This window comes from Hydrogenophaga sp. OTU3427 (assembly GCF_038440225.1).
GTDB lineage: Bacteria > Pseudomonadota > Gammaproteobacteria > Burkholderiales > Burkholderiaceae_C > Hydrogenophaga.
Genome location: NZ_JASATI010000010.1, coordinates 50,247 through 66,801 on the forward strand (window position 1 = coordinate 50,247; position 16,555 = coordinate 66,801).

Sequence of the window (16,555 nt, forward strand, 5' to 3'; positions counted from 1 at the left end):
CCGCGATCCATCAGTCGTCTTACTTGCATGGAAACCTCTTTTCATTCAGTCCCAGAATAGGTTCAGCTCTTTCTTGTGAGATGCTGACCGTCAGCGGGTCCCCGCGTCCAGGCTGATGGTGGTGGCGTTGAAGTAGGCGTTTTCGACGATGTGTTGAACCAGTGAGGCAAACTCCTGTGGTCGCCCCATCCGGTGGGGGAAGAGGATCGAGTTATCGATCAGCCCCTGAGAGACCTTGGGCGGCATGCCGGCGGACATGCCCGTCTCGAACAGGCCGGGCGCAATAGCGACGACACGAATCCCGTGCTGTGCCAGGTCACGGGATACTGGGAGAGTCATTCCCATCACCCCAGCCTTCGTTGCGCTGTAGGCTGCCTGACCCATCTGTCCCTGCCAAGCGGCTCCAGAAGAGGTGTTCACGATCACACCTCGCTCGCCGTCCTCGCTGGCGGTGTTTCGCGACATCGCAAGGCTCGCGTGGCGGATGACGTTAAACGTGCCCGTGAGGTTGACGGCAATAACCTGGTTCCAGAGCGAAAGGGGAAACAGTTCGCCTTTGCTCAAGGTTTTGCACGGCCCAAGAATGCCAGCACAGTTCACGGCCACCTGCAAAGAGCCAAAGGCCTGCACCGCAAAGTCGACGGCAGCTTTCACCTCAGCATCGTTGGACACGTCGACCCGTTGAATGCGAACGCTTGACCCTAGGGGCAGTACGTTGTTGACCAAGCGTTCTTCATCAACGTCCACTGCCATCACCTTCGCGCCCGCCGCTACCAGCGCCTGGCAGGTGGCCAGGCCCAGGCCCGATCCTGCTCCAGTGACGAGTGCCACTACGTTTTGAATGTTCATGTTGTCTCCTTGTTCGTACTTATTTCTGTGATTCAGCGGCCAAGAATCGTTATGCAGGCCACGGCTTCTTCAATCCCTTCCAGTCCCCCGCCGTTCTCGGCGAGCGCAAGCCGGGCACTTTCCACCTGGCGCTTCCCTGCCTCCCCTCGCAGTTGAGTGACCAGCTCGTGGATCTGTGCAAGCCCGGTCGCACCTACAGGGTGGCCCTTGGACTCCAGACCACCAGATGGGTTGATAGGAATCCGCCCTCCGATGCTTGTCTCACCGCGCTCCGCGATGACACCGCCCATGCCGAACTCGCAGAAGCCAAGGTTCTCGGACTGGATGATTTCGCCCATGGCGGTAGCGTCATGGACTTCGGCCACCGATATGTCTGCGGCTCCCACACCGGCCAATTCGTAGGCCTTGGTGGCCGCCAACGCTGTGCAGTGGGAGCGGTAGTCGGACTCATCGCGATCCGATCCGCTTTGCACCACCGAAGCGAGTACACGGATCGCTCGGCGTGCGTCCAAGTTGAGGCGTTTAAGGGCCTTGCCGGTGCACAAGATTGCGGCCGCGGCACCATCTGAGATTGGTGAACACATTGGCAAAGTCAGCGGATAGGTGATGGGTGGCGCCGCCAGGATCTCGTCGATGGTGTATGCCACTCGGTACTGGGAGAGCGGGTTATGAACCGAATGGTTGTGGTTCTTGGCCGCCACAGCCGCGAGCTGCCGCTGGGTCGTGCCGAATGTCCGCATATGCGAACGCGCGAAGGCGGCATATACGTCCATGAAGACGCTGTAGGGCTTGGGCGAGGTCGATCCTTCGGGTACGGTCACCTCCCTGCCCAGCTTCATCAGGGAATCTCGAATCTCTTGTGCACGGGAGATATCCCAAGCACTGTCAAACACGGAGAACATCCGCGCCTTGTCGGTAGAGAACATCTTCTCGGTTCCCACCGCGAGAGCGACGTCGCCCGCTCCGGACTTCAAGTGACTGCACGCCAGCGCAAACGCAGATGAGCCACTCGCGCAGGCGTTCTCGATGTTCACCACTGGAATCCGGCCAATACCCATGGCGCGCAAGGCAATCTGCCCGCGAATCATGTGCTGCCCTTCCATGTGTCCTTGAGAAGTGTTGCCAAAGAAGGCCGCTTCCAACTGCTCCTTCTGCATGGAGGCATCAGCAAGGGCTGCCTCCACCGCCTGCCTGGTAAGGGCTTTCATGTCAAGGTCGAGGTGTCGGCCAAACGGCGTCATGCCAACCCCAATCACGTAGATGTCATTCATGCTCAGATTCCTTATGGCTATTGAATGCTGGCGGAATAGCTCATACTTACCCGCCGTGCAATAGTTTTACTTTAGGGTAAAAGTCAAAAAAAGAGAGAGGGGTAAACCCTCATTGGGGCTTCTTGAAAAGGTCTGGATCGACCAGAGGCAGGAAGCGCAAGCCCCGCGCCGTCTCTACATCACCCTCGTCGGTCACGCGATACAGACCGCGACTGGCGTTGTGGGGATGCTTCGCCGCCTCTCCCAAGGTGAGGACTGGTGCGAAACAGGCATCTGTGCCTTCCAGCTCTCTAGTCCAATGGCTGCTTGACCTCGACGCAAATGCCTCAGTCATTCGGGCTTTCAGTGCGGGCCACGATGCCCTGTTCATCTGCTGAGAGGGATCCACGTCCGACAGCCCCATCTTTTCAAGAAGAAGCGCATAGAACTGCGGCTCAATAGCGCCAACCGTGATGTAGCGACCGTCTGCACACCGATAGCGGTCATAGAACGGTGAGTCGTGAAAGACGCTGGCCACTGTCCCCTCTAGAACACCACCCTTGCGGAGAAGCTGAACCAAGGGCGCCAGAAGGGCCAGCACATCCACGATCGCTCCATCGACTACGCAACCCTTTCCTTCGCCACTTCTCGAGGCGAACAACCCGGCGACGACTCCCATCGTCAGGCCCAAGGCCCCCGCCGCGTCTCCCAAGACCGTGGGTGGCAATATTGGAGGATGCCCCGGCGTTTCGGTCAGCGACATCAGTCCGGTTAGGGCCACGTAGTTCATGTCATGGCCTGCGGCTTGGGCCAGCGGACCATCCTGCCCCCATCCCGTCATACGACCGTAGACGAGGCGGGGGTTCACCTTGGCGCAGTCTTGAGGCCCCAGACCCAGCCGCTCCATCACCCCTGGACGATTCCCTTCAATCAAGGCATCGCTTTGGGCAATCAAGTCGATTGCAGCCGCTTTGTCGTGTGGCGTCTTCAAGTTCAGAGTGACACGATGTTTACCGCGGTTGATCAAGCTATCGGTAGGCGGGGACATTTCTGCTGGCAGAGCACCTCGACCTGGGCGTGCGACCAGGGTCACGCTCGCGCCGAGCTGTACCAGATGAAAGCCCGCCAACGGGCCGGGGCCGATTCCTTCGAACTCTACTACCTTGACGCCTGTCAACGGTAGCTGACTGCTTTGACTAGATGACTTCATGGGCACTCCTCTTTTTTACTCTATAGTAACTCGCTTTTACTATGAGTAAGGGAAACCACCAAGTTACTTACTCGATAGTCAAATGAAAGAATGTGAGGTCCCTATGCACGCCGAGAATGGAGAAGACATGTCAGAGTCAGTGGTGGTTACCGAAGTCCGGAATCGATCTCTTTGGATCCGCCTGAATCGCCCGGATGCAATGAACTCGCTCACCCCAGAAGTGCTCCAAGCCATCGAAAAGGGGCTGGACCAGGCGCTGGAGTGCACCGACGTCATGACCGTTGTTCTTACCGGTAACGGCCGCGCCTTCTGCGCTGGGGCCGACCTGAAGTACGTGCGAGGTCAACTGGGCGACAACGGCACGAGTGCCTTCCTCGCGGGTGTCTTGCACACGATGAACCGCCTGGACCGCTTCCCCAAGCCGGTCATTGCCTCGCTGAACGGCATTACCCTCGCGGGAGGGCTGGAGTTGGTGCTGTGCTGCGATCTGGTCATCGCTGCCAAAAGCGCAAAGATTGGCGATGCACACGCCAATTACGGTCTGCTTCCTGGAGGTGGTGGCTCGGTCCGTCTCCCCCGTGTGATTGGCCCGACGCGCGCCAAGTACCTTCTCTACACCGGGGAATTCGTTTCAGCCGAGGAGATGCGAGAAGCCGGGTTGGTGAATCAGGTCGTGGACGACTCGCAGCTCGACGCAGCGACCCAGAAGGTGGCCGACACCATTGCCACCAAGAGCCCTTTGGGCCTTCAGCGCATGAAGGCTCTGGTTGACGACGGGCTCGATCAATCAGAGGACACGGCACTTCGCTTGGAGCTGCTGGCGTCAGAAGTTCATGCTTTCAGCGCCGACCTTCAAGAGGGGCTGGAGGCCTTTCAGGGAAAACGCGCGCCGCGTTTCACCGGCAAGTGAACCAAGGTTCCGAACCATGACCACGCCCCCATGCTCCAACCGATTCGCAGCACTTCAGCGCATTCAGACCCAGGCTTACCGGAAGGCCCCAGCAATACGAGACATCTATGAGCGGGCGAATATGGCGCCGGCCGACTTATGCGGCGCCAGTGATCTTGCCCGCCTGCCCGTCACGACCAAAGACCAACTACTCGCCCTCCAACGAGCACATCCCCCTTTTGGCGGGTTCCTGGCCGCGGACACTCACGACATTCGACGCATCTTTGTGTCTCCAGGGCCGATCTATGAACCAGAGCTTTCAAGCGATGTCACCGGGCGTGGATTCGCGCAAGTTTTTAACCAAGCAGGCATCGGCCCCGGCGATCGCGTGCTGAATACCTGGTCTTACCACCTTGTGCCCGCAGGTCTTTTGCTTGACCAAGGAATCGCATCTACCGGGGCCACGATCATCCCGTGTGGTCCGGGCGGCGCTGAACAGCAAGCCCAACTGATTCTGGAGTTGGACATCACGTGTATTTGCGCGTCCACCAGCTTCTTCATTACCTTGATCGAGACCTTGGAACGCATGGGGTACCAGTTGCCTCGTGACTGGCGCGTCAAAAACGCCATGCTCGGTGGAGAGATGGGCAACTGGATGGATAAGCGACGCGATCTTGAGCAGCGCTATGCCATCAACACGTTCTCCGCCTATGCGACCGGTGACTTTGGACTCATCGGGTACGAAGAAGATGGACTTGAGGGCTATCGCATTCACCCTGAACGCCTGGTTCAGGTGTGCGACCCGGTATCGGGCGAGCCTTTGCCAGTCGGCAGCACAGGTGAGATCGTGGTCACGACACTGGAAAGCGGGTGGCCATTGGTTCGATTCGGCACAGGCGACGTCGCTCAGGCGTTGAGCCAGACAGAAGACGGCCTCGTTGATCGCATTGGTCTTCTGCAAGGCCGCGTCGGCCAGGGTATAAAAGTGCGCGAGGTTTTTGTCTATCCACGCAACATCGAAGACTTGCTGAGTCGAGTGCCGGAGATCAATCGTGCGCAGCTTGTCGTAGAGACCCTGGGCCACAGAGAGACCATGACATTGCGTGCAGAACTCAAACCAAAAGGGGCACCAGCCAACGTGGAAGCTAACCTAGTGGATGCCTTCAAACAAGTAACCCGGCTCAAGCTAGACAACATCGAATGGCTCGAGGTGGGCCAACTCGCTGAAGGAGATCCAACGCTTGTCGATCGGAAACACGCACAAGCTTGAAGCACCACAGGACCGGGATGTACAAGTATCAGTCGTTTGAGCGGCTCTAAAGCCTCGCTCAGCGTTGTTTGACGCTGGTCTTCTCACTCAATCGGATGTTCGCAACAGAGTCGCAAGCAGCCGGTTCCTGAGCTGACGACATAGTCTCCTTTCAGCCTAGAACGGACTTCGTGGCCCGAGGGGCCGCCGTGCAGCGACTACAGCCATCGACGATTTACAACCGACTTCACGAAACGAGTCGCCGGATGACGGCTTCGAAGACCGGTGTCGAGGGGTTCTGCGGTCGTCCGGCTTCGCGGCCCGCAGCTGCCGCCCCTCATGGGTGCTCGCATGCTGCGTCGCATGTTGCTGCGAGAGGGCGTGCGGGTCGGTCGGCGCCAGCGAGGCACGCTCATGCAACGCATGGGCATCGAACCCCTATGTCCACAGTCGGGTACCAGCGTACGCAACCCCCAGCATAAGGTCTACCCCTACCTGCTGCGCAAGGTGGACTTCTGTCGCGCCAACCAGGTCTGGGCGCTGGATACAACCTACATCTGCATGGCCAGGGGTTCGTGTACCTCACCGCCGTCATCGATGTAGCCAACCGCCGGGTGCTGGCCCAAAAGGTGGCCATCACGCTGAAAGCCTGCCACGCTTGCGAATTCATCGAGCAGGCATTTGCCCGCTTCGGGGTGCACGAGATCGTCAACACAATCAGGGCAGCCAGTTCACAGTCGAAGACTTCACCCATGAAAATCCCTGGTGCGCCCCGAGTTGCCCACAGCGTCGGCCGGTTCGTCGCAAGCGCCGACCGCCGCCGTGGACAACTCTGCACCGCTTCAACCCGCCCGCAGTCTCTGTATCACTAGGGGTAAAGCTGTTCATGAAAGCAGAGCTACTTCTCTCGGGGGACTCATTGACAATATTCCCACAAAGACAGTCAAGAAAGCTAAATGCCCGAGTTTCCACGCGCCGCCCTGGAGGCCTTGCGCGAGCCGCTGGAAACCGGGCGGGTGCGCATCTCGCGGGCAGCCCACCAGACCGAATTCCCCGCACGTTTCACCTTGGTCGCCGCCATGAACCCCTGTCCCTGCGGCCAGCTGGGGCACCCGCGCCTGGCGTGCCGCTGTTCGCCAGACCAGGTGGCGCGCTACCAGGGCCGCCTCAGTGGCCCGCTGCTGGACCGCATCGACCTGCACATCGAAGTGCCGGCCCTGCCGCCCGACGAGCTGCTGGCGGCCCACGCGGGCGAGTCCAGCGCGGCGATACGGGAACGGGTGTGCGAAGCCCATGCCCGCGCCATCACCCGGCAGGGGCACCCCAACCGCGGGCTGCAGGGCAAGGCGCTGGACCAGCACGTCGCGCTGTCGGACAGCGCCGCAAGCCTGCTGCAGCAGGTGGCCGCGCGCCTGGGCTGGTCAGGGCGCAGCACCCACCGCGCGCTGCGCGTGGCACGCACCATCGCCGACCTGGCGGCCTCGCCGCAGATCACCAGCGCCCACGTCGCCGAGGCGGCCCAATACCGGCGGGTGCTGCGGGCGTCCTGATATTTGTTTCAGTTGGTGACATCCCGAGCAACGGACCGGCTTTTTCGCGCTTACCATAAGCGCCACTCGCCAGCCCGCAGGGCCGTTCAGTCATCGGGGTCGGCGGCCATACTCCACCGCCCGCCATGCCCATGAGCCCTTCCGCCGCGCAAGAAGTCCCTCGCACCGCAGCACAGCAAGCCCTCTTTCCCTGGCCCACCCCCCCTTACGCGAGCTACCGTGACGATTCCGGCGGTGTGCAGGCGTGGCCCTGCGAGGTGGAGGGCAGCAACGGTCAGACCCGGCAATGCCTGCTGATGTCCATGACGCCGGCCAACCGCGTGGCCCTGATCCAGGTGCCGCCGGCCAACGTCAACATGCCGCTGCGCTTCTCGATGTTCCGGCGCATCAGCCTGAAGATGCCGCTCAAGCCGGTCACACAGGCGGTGGACGAGGATGGCTTTGCCCTGAGCGAGCTGCTGGACTACCGGCAACGTGTGCAATACCGCCTGCAGCTGTCGGATGGCAGCACGGTGGACGGCGACACGATCGGGCATGTGGAAACCAGCGCCGGCCTGTTCCTGTTCCACCCGCTGGACGACTTCGACACCGTCGAGCGGGTTTTCTACCCCAAGGAAGCCTACCAGCAGGTGCAACTGGGCGAGAGCATCGGCCGGGTGCTGGTGGAGCAGCACGTGGTGACCGAGGAACAGGTGGAGCGCGCCGCGGCCGAGCAGGAAAACCTGCGCAGCCGCAAGCTCGGCGACTACCTGGTGATCAAGGAAATCGTCTCGCCCGAACAGCTGCTGCAAGCCCTGGAGCAACAGTCCAAGATGCCCATGGTGCGCATCGGCGAGGCGCTGACCGCGCTGGGCCTGATCTCCGACGGGCAGCTCAAGGACGCGCTGGACAAACAGAAGACCGAACGCACCGTGCCGCTGGGCGAGCTGCTGGTCAAGAGTGGCCAGTTGTCGCGCCAGGACCTGCAGACGGCGCTGGCCCGCAAGATGGGCTTTCCGGTGGTGGACGTGGCGAGTTTCCCCATCGAGGCCGATGCGCTGCGCAAGGTCCCGTTCGCCATGGCCAAGCGGCTCAAGGTGCTGCCCCTGCTGTGCCGCGACGGCGTGCTGATCGTGGCCGCCGAGGACCCCTCCAAACGCACCACCATCGAAGAAATCGAATTCACCACGCAGAACAAGGTGGTGGCGGCGCTGGCCGGCGTTTCGCAGCTTACGCAGGCCCTGCCCATGGCCTACGGCAAGTTTGGCCTGGACGCGTCCAAGGTCCTGGGCATGCCCGGGCGCAACGACACCGAACAGGAACCGGCCAGCGCCGACAAGCTGCTGGAGTCGCTGGAGCAGCAATCCAGCTTCAATGAGTTGGCGGACAGCGAGCCCCTGATCGAGCAGTCCGACAACTCGCTGGTGCGGCTGATCAACACCATGATCGTCGATGCCTGCAACCAGGGGGCGTCGGACATCCACATCGAGACCTACCCCACGCGGCGCAAGGTGCGCATCCGCTTCCGCAGAGACGGCCACCTGGCGCCCTACATGGAGCTGCCACACACCTACCGCGCGGCGTTGGTGGCACGCATCAAGATCATGTGCGACCTCGACATCTCCGAGCGCCGCAAGCCGCAGGACGGCAAGATCGAGTTCGCCAAGTTCTCCAGCCAGTACCCGGTCGAGCTGCGCGTGGCCACCGTGCCGACGCAGGGCGGTGCCGAGGACGTGGTGATGCGCCTGTTGACCTCGGCCAAGCCGCTGCCCATGCCCGAGTTGGGCCTGACGGCCCCCAACCTCGCCCAGCTCAAGGACGCGGTCGAACGGCCCTACGGCATGGTCCTGTGTGTCGGCCCCACCGGTTCGGGCAAGACAACGACGCTGCACGCCATCCTGCAGCACCTGAACACGCCCCAGCGCAAGATCTGGACCGCCGAGGATCCGATCGAAATCACCAACCCCGACCTGCGCCAAGTGCAGGTCAACGCCAAGATCGACTGGACGTTCGCCAAGGCCCTGCGTTCCTTCCTTCGCGCCGATCCGGACATCATCATGGTGGGCGAAATCCGCGACCAGGAAACCGCCCAGGTGGCCATCGAAGCCTCGCTCACCGGCCACCTGGTGCTGAGCACCCTGCACACCAACAGCGCGCCCGAAACCGTCCTGCGCCTGCTCGACATGGGCATGGACCCGTTCAATTTCTCCGATTCGCTGCTGGCCGTGGTGGCGCAGCGCCTGGTGCGCCAGTTCTGCAACGAATGCAAGAAGACCGAGGTCGCCAGCGACGAGCACGTGGATGAACTGGTTCGGGACTACCTGCGCGCCTTCCCCGCGGACCTGCGGCCCGAGGCCGAGGCCGTGAAGGCGGACTGGACCCAGACCTATGGCCGCAACGGCAATTTGCTGCGCTGCCATGCACCGGGCTGTAGCCGTTGCGACAACACCGGCTTCAAGGGCCGCATGGGCCTGCACGAACTGATGGTCAATGGCCCGGAACTGCGCCGCCTGATCCAGACACACACCCACAGCCGACCCGAGGAACTGCAGCACGAGGCCATGCGCCACAGCCATTTCCGCACGCTGCGCCAGGACGGCATTCAGAAGGTGCTGGCCGGCCTGACCAGCATCGACGAAGTGCGGGCAAACTGCAATTAGCCCACCCCCGCGCCGCGCCTAGGGGCGCGTCACCCCCTCAAGGGGGCGACACCAGCCGTCCGGCGGAGCCGGCCCGGCGGTGTCACTGGGTTGAAACCCTCCATCCAACGCGATGGCTCGGTCAGCTCAGAGGTTCGGCGCGAGGAGTCGCTGCAGCTCGCGCTCGTCGGTGTTCTGGCGGCGCGCCAGGTCGCGCAGCTGGTCTTCGCCGATCTTGCCGACGTTGAAGTAGGTGCTCTCGGGGTGGCCGAGGTAGAAGCCGCTCACGCTGGCCGCCGGTGTCATGGCCATGCTGTCGGTCAGACCCATGCCGATCTCCTCGCACTGCAGCAGCGCGAACATGTCGCGCTTGACGCTGTGCCCCGGGCAGGCCGGGTAACCGGGGGCCGGCCGGATGCCCCGGTATTTTTCAGCGATCAGCTCGTCGTTGCTCAAGCCCTCGTTGGCCGCGTAGCCCCACAGATCGGTGCGCACACGCTGGTGCAGGCATTCGGCGAAAGCTTCGGCCAGGCGGTCGGCCAAGGCCTTGAACATGATGGCCGAGTAGTCGTCGTGGTCATCGAGGAAGTACTTCTCCTTCTTCTCGCTGCCGATGCCCGCCGTCACGGCGAACACGCCCACGTAGTCCTGGGCCACCCCCTTGGGGGCGACGAAGTCGGCCAGGCAGCGGCTGGGCCGCATCACGCCGTCGATCACCTGCTTTTCGGTCTGCTGGCGCAGGCCGTGCCAGGTCAACGCCACCTGGCTGCGGCTCTCGTCGGTGTAGAGCTCGATGTCATCGTCGTGCACGCTGTTGGCCGGGTAGAGGCCCACCACCGCGTTGGCGGTCAGCCAGCGACCCTCGATCAGGCGCTGCAACATGCGCTTGCCGTCGCTGAACACGCGCTGCGCCTCGGCGCCCACGATCTCGTCCTTCAGGATGGCCGGGAAAGGTCCGGCCAGGTCCCAGGTCTGGAAGAACGGCCCCCAGTCGATGAAGCGGGCCAGTTCGGTGAGATCGAAGTTCTTGAAGACACGGCGGCCGATGAACTTGGGCGCGACCGGCCGGTGGGCGGACCAGTCGATGGGCGTCTTGTTGGCCCGAGCCTGGGACAAGGGCCACAGCGGCACCTGCTTCTTGTTGGCGTGCTGCTGGCGCACCTTGTCGTAGTCGGCGTTGAGGTCGGCGATGAACTGGCTGGCCTGTTCGCTGAGCAGGCCCTGGGCCACGCCCACGCTGCGCGAGGCGTCGGGCACATAGACCACCGGGCCTTCGTAGTGGGGCGCGATCTTTACCGCCGTGTGCACCCGGCTGGTGGTGGCGCCGCCGATCAGCAGTGGGATCTTGCGCAGACGGAAATGCTCGTCCTTCTGCATTTCGGCCGCCACCACCTGCATCTCCTCCAGGCTGGGGGTGATGAGGCCGGACAGGCCCACGATGTCCGCCCCCTCGACCTTGGCGCGCGCCAGTATCTCGTGGCAGGGCACCATGACACCCATGTTCACGACCTCGAAGTTGTTGCACTGGAGAACCACGGTCACGATGTTCTTGCCGATGTCGTGCACGTCGCCCTTGACGGTGGCGATCACGATCTTGCCCTTGGGCTTGGCGTCGCCGCCGGCCTCGACCAGCAGACGCTTTTCTTCCTCGATGTAGGGCAGCAGGTGGGCCACGGCCTGTTTCATCACGCGCGCGCTCTTGACCACCTGGGGCAGGAACATCTTGCCCTGGCCAAACAGGTCGCCGACGATGTTCATGCCGTCCATCAGCGGGCCTTCGATCACGTGCAGCGGGCGCCCGCCATCGGCCAGGATCAGCTGCCACATCTCCTCGGTGTCTTCGGTGATGAATTCGTTCTGGCCATGCACCAAGGCGTGGCTCAGGCGCTCGCGCACCGGCAAGGTCCGCCAGGCGTTGCGGGCGCTGTCGTCTCGGGCGGCGCCCTTGGCGCTCTCGGCAATCTCCACCAAGCGCTCGCCGGCGTCGGGCCGCCGGTTGAGCACCACATCTTCCACCCGCTCGCGCAGCGTGGGATCCAGTTCGTCGTAGACGCCCACCATGCCCGCGTTGACGATGCCCATGTCCATGCCGGCCTGGATGGCGTGGTACAGGAAAACCGTGTGGATGGCTTCGCGCACCGGGTCGTTGCCGCGGAAGCTGAAGGACACGTTGGACACCCCGCCCGAGACCTTGGCGCCCGGCAGGTTCTGCTTGATCCAGCGGGTGGCGTTGATGAAGTCCACCGCGTAGTTGTTGTGCTCTTCGATGCCCGTGGCGATGGCGAAGATGTTGGGGTCGAAAATGATGTCCTCGGGCGGGAACCCCACCTCGTCCACCAGGATGCGGTAGGCGCGCTCGCAGATCTCGATCTTGCGGGCAAAGGTGTCGGCCTGGCCGGTTTCGTCGAAGGCCATCACCACCGCCGCCGCGCCGTAGCGCCGCACCAGCGTGGCCTGGCGCTTGAACTCGTCCACGCCCTCCTTCATGCTGATGGAGTTGACGATGCCCTTGCCCTGGATGCAGCGCAAGCCGGCCTCGATCACGCTCCACTTGGAGCTGTCGATCATGACCGGCACGCGGGCGATGTCGGGCTCGGTCGCCATCAGGTTCAGGAAGCGCACCATGGCCGCTTCGCTGTCCAGCATGGCTTCGTCCATGTTGACGTCGATGACCTGGGCCCCGTTCTCGACCTGTTGGCGGGCCACGGCCAGGGCCTGCTCGTACTCGCCATTGAGAATCAGGCGTGCAAAGGCCTTGGAGCCGGTGACGTTGGTGCGTTCACCGATGTTGACGAACAGGGTTCCACGGTCCACGCTGAGCGGCTCCAGGCCGGACAACAGCATGGGCGGCACGGTGGCGGGAAAGGCATCTGCAGAGAAGTTGGACATCGGGGCATCAACGCCAGCAAGGGGCGTGAAATCGAGCGCCGTTGTCACAGTGAAGGGGACCAAGCCTGACATCGACGGGGCCGTCGGCTGCTGCAGCGCTCCTTGATCCGGGCGCCATTTTACTCTGCGCCACGGGCACCCCTCAGCCACGCGGTCGAGCAGAAACGGGCGAAAAAAAACCCCGCCAATGACGGCGGGGTTTTTCAACCATTGAAAGGTTGCTGGCTCACGCCAGCAGCCGATCAGAAGGTGTGACGGATCGAGAAGTCGTAGTTGGCGCTGGTGGCCTTGCGCTTGCCCAGGGTAGCGATCAGGGAGGTGCGCTTGCTCAGAGCGTAGGAAGCACCCAGACCGACCTTGTAGGAGCTGGCGCCGCCGTTGGTCTTGTCGTTCAGGTAGCCCAGGCTGACGGTGGTGGCACCCAGGGGGATGTCAGCGCTCAGTTGGTAACCCTTGTACTTGTCAGCGTTGGCGTAGCCACCGTTGGCGACGTCGCCGTCGACGTTGGTGTAAGCAGCCTTCAGGTTGGCCACACCCAGGTTGTAGCCGACGCCCAGAACGTAGCCGTCGTCGTTGATGCGGTTGCGCAGAACGCCACCCATCACGGTCAGAGGACCAGCAGCGTAGACAGCGTTGGCGCTCAGGAAGGTCTTGGTGCCGACAGGTGCGCCGCCCAGTGCGGGAGCGGTCTGGTCCTTCAGACCCACGGTCAGGCCGATGGCCAGAGGGCCAAAGTTGTTGTTGTAATGGATGCCTTCGGTGCGACCCAGGTCAGCAGCGTCCGGACCACGCGAAGCGTTGCCGTTGGCGAAAGCGATGGAAGCAGCGCGCACGGTGCCCCACGGATCGGCCCAGTTGTTCACGTCGTTGAAGGCTTCGATTTCACGGCCGAAACGGACGTTACCGAAACCACCGCTCAGACCCACGGTCGAAGCGCCTTGGAAGGTGCGGCGGCCAGCGTTGGTGCCGTCGTTGTTGCCGTTAGCGGGGTTGAAGCGCTGAGCCAGCATGAAGTTGGCCTTCAGACCGCCACCCAGATCTTCGGAACCGCTGAACACCAGCTGGTTCAGACCGTTGCCGGCGGCGTTCAGCACGGTGGTGCCAGCAGCACCGTTGCGAACGATGCCGATGTCCACCGAACCGGACAGGGTCACGGTCGACTGGGCGAAAGCGGCGCCGGTGGCAGCCACGGCAGCCAGAGCAATCAGAGTCTTTTTCATTGAGAGATTCTCCAAGGTTGAAAAAAGAGGCCGTGGGCATCAGCCCCAAGCCAACCTCCGTTTTTGGAAGTTGACCTTATTGCACCAGAAGCCGCGCGGGGACGCAAAACTTTCCCTGCTTTTTGACACCGTGCTGTTGTTTGAGTGCAACGAGACCAAGGTGCCAGGCAAAGGGCCCTCGGATCGATCCATCGATTTCATCATCTTGACTGTCCGCAGCGAAGAACGGCGTGGGTGGGCTTGAAAAAATCCGGCGGCGCCCTAAAATCAGCACTCGTTGGACTTGAGTGCTAACATCAACTCATCCACACCGGCCCGTCCGGCTTCCGCCCTGTGCCAACGGCCAGGCCGTGAAGGTGGATTCCAGCTTCCCTTGTTATTCATTCAGGAGATTTCATGAAACTGCGTCCCCTCGCCGATCGCGTGATCGTCAAGCGCCTCGAACAAGAAACCAAGACCGCTTCGGGCATCGTGATCCCCGACAACGCCGCCGAGAAGCCTGACCAGGGCGAAGTGCTGGCCGTCGGCCCGGGCAAGACCAACGACAAGGGCGAAACCAAGGCCCTGTCCGTGAAAGTGGGCGATCGCGTGCTGTTCGGCAAGTACAGCGGCCAGACCGTCAAGGTCGACGGCGACGAACTGCTGGTGATGAAGGAAGACGACCTGTTCGCAGTCGTCGAGAAGTAATCCCGCCCTCACCCATCTCTGTATATCTAGGAGTCTGACAAATGGCAGCAAAAGACGTGATTTTCGGCGGCGAAGCCCGCGCCCGCATGGTCGAGGGTGTGAACATCCTGGCCAACGCCGTGAAAGTGACCCTGGGCCCCAAGGGCCGCAATGTGGTTCTGGAGCGCTCTTTCGGCGCCCCCACCGTGACCAAGGACGGCGTGTCCGTGGCCAAGGAAATCGAACTGAAGGACAAGCTGCAGAACATGGGCGCCCAGATGGTCAAGGAAGTTGCTTCCAAGACCTCGGACAACGCCGGTGACGGCACCACCACCGCCACCGTGCTGGCCCAGGCCATCGTGCGCGAAGGCATGAAGTACGTGGCCGCCGGCATGAACCCGATGGACCTCAAGCGCGGCATCGACAAGGCCGTGGAAGCCCTGATCGCCGAGCTGAAGAAGGCTTCCAAGCCCACCACCACCAGCAAGGAAATCGCCCAGGTTGGCTCCATCTCGGCCAACAGCGACACCTCCATTGGCGAAATCATCGCCAACGCGATGGACAAGGTCGGCAAGGAAGGCGTGATCACCGTGGAAGACGGCAAATCGCTGCAGAACGAGCTGGATGTCGTTGAAGGCATGCAGTTCGACCGCGGCTACCTGTCGCCCTACTTCATCAACAACCCCGAGAAGCAGGCCGCCCTGCTGGACAACCCGTTTGTCCTGCTGTTCGACAAGAAGATCAGCAACATCCGTGACCTGCTGCCCACGCTGGAGCAAGTTGCCAAGGCCGGTCGTCCGCTGCTGATCATCGCCGAAGACGTCGAAGGCGAAGCCCTGGCCACCCTGGTGGTCAACACCATCCGTGGCATCCTGAAGGTCGTGGCTGTCAAGGCCCCCGGCTTCGGCGACCGCCGCAAGGCCATGCTGGAAGACATCGCCATCCTCACCGGTGGCAAGGTCATCGCTGAAGAAGTGGGCCTGACCCTGGAAAAGGTCACCCTGGCCGACCTGGGCCAGGCCAAGCGCATCGAAGTGGGCAAGGAAAACACCACCATCATCGACGGCGCCGGCGCTGCCGCTGACATCGAAGCCCGCGTCAAGCAAGTGCGCATCCAGATCGAGGAAGCCACCAGCGACTACGACCGCGAGAAGCTGCAAGAGCGCGTGGCCAAGCTGGCCGGCGGTGTGGCCGTCATCAAGGTCGGTGCCGCCACCGAAGTCGAGATGAAGGAAAAGAAGGCCCGCGTGGAAGACGCCCTGCACGCCACCCGCGCTGCGGTGGAAGAAGGCATCGTCGCCGGTGGTGGCGTGGCCCTGCTGCGCGCCCGTCAGGCCGCTGGCACCATCAAGGGTGACAACGCCGACCAGGACGCCGGCATCAAGCTGGTCCTGAAGGCCATCGAAGCCCCCCTGCGCGAAATCGTGGCCAATGCTGGTGGCGAACCGTCGGTGGTGGTCAACGCCATCCTGGCCGGCAAGGGCAACTACGGCTTCAACGCCGCCAACGACACCTACGGCGACATGATCGAAATGGGCATCCTGGACCCGACCAAGGTGACCCGCACCGCGCTGCAGAACGCCGCTTCGGTCTCCAGCCTGATGCTGACCACCGAGTGCATGGTCGCCGAGTCCCCCAAGGACGACGCACCGGCCGGCGGCATGGGTGGCGGCATGGGTGATATGGGCGGCATGGGCGGCATGGGCATGTAATTGCGCCTTGCCTGAGGGCGCATGGCGGCGTTGCAGCCGCTGGCCGTGGCGATTGCCACTGACTGCGCGGCTGCGCCTTGCCCTGCACCCTCATGCTGCGTCGGGGTACACCTTGGGTGTGCTCCCAGCCCCAACAAAAAACCCCGCGAGGCGACTCGCGGGGTTTTTTGTTGGCGTCGGACCCGATCTTATTTGGCTAGGGCCTTCCTGATCAGCGCGACCACCAACATCAGCACCAGGCCCCCCACGCCACCGCCGGCGGCCGTGCCGGCCATGCCTGCCGGTGCCGCCGCACCCAGCAGGGCGCCGAGCAAATGACCGCCAATGCCCCCTCCCAGGATGCCGGCCAGCGAATTGCCCAGCATGCCCAGCGAAAGGTTCTTGAACAAAGCGCCGCCGACGTTCCCGCCGATGGCCCCCAAAAGCAGTTGCACCAACAATTCCATTGAATAT

General features: G+C 62.6%; 13 protein-coding genes, 1 pseudogene and 1 riboswitch. Of the genes and pseudogenes, 8 read left to right on the top strand and 6 right to left on the bottom strand.

Annotated elements, in window-relative coordinates; translation table 11 throughout:
- Window positions 1–90: 90 nt before the first annotated feature.
- From AAHB17_RS08355 to AAHB17_RS08365, 3 genes are all read right to left on the bottom strand, one after another.
- Window positions 91–849 (bottom strand): SDR family NAD(P)-dependent oxidoreductase, encoded by a 759-nt coding sequence (locus AAHB17_RS08355; RefSeq protein ID WP_342130081.1) that lies wholly within the window; start codon window positions 847–849, stop codon window positions 91–93.
- Window positions 850–881: 32 nt separating this feature from the next.
- Complete coding sequence (locus AAHB17_RS08360) at window positions 882–2,120, bottom strand: thiolase family protein (RefSeq protein ID WP_342130082.1); 1,239 nt, start codon at window positions 2,118–2,120, stop codon at window positions 882–884.
- Between the two features lie 109 nt (window positions 2,121–2,229).
- On the bottom strand, window positions 2,230–3,309 hold the full coding sequence (locus AAHB17_RS08365; RefSeq protein WP_342130083.1) for a CaiB/BaiF CoA transferase family protein: 1,080 nt from the start codon (window positions 3,307–3,309) through the stop codon (window positions 2,230–2,232).
- A 127-nt stretch (window positions 3,310–3,436) separates the two neighbouring features.
- On the opposite strand from AAHB17_RS08365, the gene AAHB17_RS08370 reads away from it, so the two are divergent.
- The 6 genes and pseudogenes from AAHB17_RS08370 to AAHB17_RS08395 all read left to right on the top strand — a co-directional run bounded on the left by AAHB17_RS08370 (window position 3,437) and on the right by AAHB17_RS08395 (window position 9,636).
- Window positions 3,437–4,219, top strand: a complete 783-nt coding sequence (locus AAHB17_RS08370) for an enoyl-CoA hydratase/isomerase family protein (protein ID WP_342130084.1) — start codon at window positions 3,437–3,439, stop codon at window positions 4,217–4,219.
- Window positions 4,220–4,235: 16 nt separating this feature from the next.
- Entirely contained in the window at window positions 4,236–5,468 is a 1,233-nt protein-coding gene (locus AAHB17_RS08375; protein WP_342130085.1) for a phenylacetate--CoA ligase family protein, read from the top strand.
- 330 nt (window positions 5,469–5,798) lie between these two features.
- A complete protein-coding gene (locus AAHB17_RS08380; RefSeq protein ID WP_342130086.1) occupies window positions 5,799–6,050 on the top strand; it encodes a hypothetical protein in 252 nt (83 codons plus the stop codon).
- Entirely contained in the window at window positions 6,023–6,319 is a 297-nt protein-coding gene (locus AAHB17_RS08385; protein ID WP_342130087.1) for a hypothetical protein, read from the top strand. Before AAHB17_RS08380 ends, AAHB17_RS08385 begins: the two co-directional genes overlap by 28 nt.
- 87 nt (window positions 6,320–6,406) lie before the next feature.
- Window positions 6,407–6,997: pseudogene (locus AAHB17_RS08390) on the top strand (ATP-binding protein); the annotation flags it as partial.
- Window positions 6,998–7,128: 131 nt separating this feature from the next.
- A complete protein-coding gene (locus tag AAHB17_RS08395; protein ID WP_342130088.1) occupies window positions 7,129–9,636 on the top strand; it encodes a GspE/PulE family protein in 2,508 nt (835 codons plus the stop codon).
- Between the two features lie 126 nt (window positions 9,637–9,762).
- Here the strand turns inward: AAHB17_RS08395 and metH are convergent, their stop codons facing one another.
- Both metH and AAHB17_RS08405 read right to left on the bottom strand, forming a co-directional pair.
- On the bottom strand, window positions 9,763–12,504 hold the full coding sequence (gene metH / locus AAHB17_RS08400) for a methionine synthase (RefSeq protein ID WP_342130089.1): 2,742 nt from the start codon (window positions 12,502–12,504) through the stop codon (window positions 9,763–9,765).
- Window positions 12,505–12,530: 26 nt separating this feature from the next.
- A riboswitch (S-adenosyl-L-homocysteine riboswitch) is annotated at window positions 12,531–12,614 on the bottom strand.
- A gap of 132 nt (window positions 12,615–12,746) precedes the next feature.
- Window positions 12,747–13,724, bottom strand: a complete 978-nt coding sequence (locus AAHB17_RS08405) for a porin (RefSeq protein WP_342130090.1) — start codon at window positions 13,722–13,724, stop codon at window positions 12,747–12,749.
- Window positions 13,725–14,120: 396 nt separating this feature from the next.
- Between AAHB17_RS08405 and groES the strand changes: the two genes are divergently transcribed.
- Both groES and groL read left to right on the top strand, forming a co-directional pair.
- Window positions 14,121–14,411, top strand: a complete 291-nt coding sequence (gene groES / locus AAHB17_RS08410) for a co-chaperone GroES (RefSeq protein ID WP_342130091.1) — start codon at window positions 14,121–14,123, stop codon at window positions 14,409–14,411.
- A 41-nt stretch (window positions 14,412–14,452) separates the two neighbouring features.
- Window positions 14,453–16,102, top strand: coding sequence for a chaperonin GroEL (gene groL / locus AAHB17_RS08415; protein WP_342130092.1), 1,650 nt, complete (start codon window positions 14,453–14,455; stop codon window positions 16,100–16,102).
- A 188-nt stretch (window positions 16,103–16,290) separates the two neighbouring features.
- Here groL and AAHB17_RS08420 read toward each other — a convergent pair whose 3' ends face one another.
- On the bottom strand, window positions 16,291–16,548 hold the full coding sequence (locus tag AAHB17_RS08420; protein WP_342130093.1) for a hypothetical protein: 258 nt from the start codon (window positions 16,546–16,548) through the stop codon (window positions 16,291–16,293).
- Window positions 16,549–16,555 lie beyond the last annotated feature (7 nt).

Coding starts and splice junctions, on each gene's coding strand:
- AAHB17_RS08355 (WP_342130081.1), bottom strand. CDS start 849: ATGAACATTCAAAACGTAGTGGCACTCGTCACTGGAGCAGGATCGGGC.
- AAHB17_RS08360 (WP_342130082.1), bottom strand. CDS start 2,120: ATGAATGACATCTACGTGATTGGGGTTGGCATGACGCCGTTTGGCCGA.
- AAHB17_RS08365 (WP_342130083.1), bottom strand. CDS start 3,309: ATGAAGTCATCTAGTCAAAGCAGTCAGCTACCGTTGACAGGCGTCAAG.
- AAHB17_RS08370 (WP_342130084.1), top strand. CDS start 3,437: ATGTCAGAGTCAGTGGTGGTTACCGAAGTCCGGAATCGATCTCTTTGG.
- AAHB17_RS08375 (WP_342130085.1), top strand. CDS start 4,236: ATGACCACGCCCCCATGCTCCAACCGATTCGCAGCACTTCAGCGCATT.
- AAHB17_RS08380 (WP_342130086.1), top strand. CDS start 5,799: ATGCTGCGTCGCATGTTGCTGCGAGAGGGCGTGCGGGTCGGTCGGCGC.
- AAHB17_RS08395 (WP_342130088.1), top strand. CDS start 7,129: ATGAGCCCTTCCGCCGCGCAAGAAGTCCCTCGCACCGCAGCACAGCAA.
- metH (WP_342130089.1), bottom strand. CDS start 12,504: ATGTCCAACTTCTCTGCAGATGCCTTTCCCGCCACCGTGCCGCCCATG.
- AAHB17_RS08405 (WP_342130090.1), bottom strand. CDS start 13,724: ATGAAAAAGACTCTGATTGCTCTGGCTGCCGTGGCTGCCACCGGCGCC.
- groES (WP_342130091.1), top strand. CDS start 14,121: ATGAAACTGCGTCCCCTCGCCGATCGCGTGATCGTCAAGCGCCTCGAA.
- groL (WP_342130092.1), top strand. CDS start 14,453: ATGGCAGCAAAAGACGTGATTTTCGGCGGCGAAGCCCGCGCCCGCATG.
- AAHB17_RS08420 (WP_342130093.1), bottom strand. CDS start 16,548: ATGGAATTGTTGGTGCAACTGCTTTTGGGGGCCATCGGCGGGAACGTC.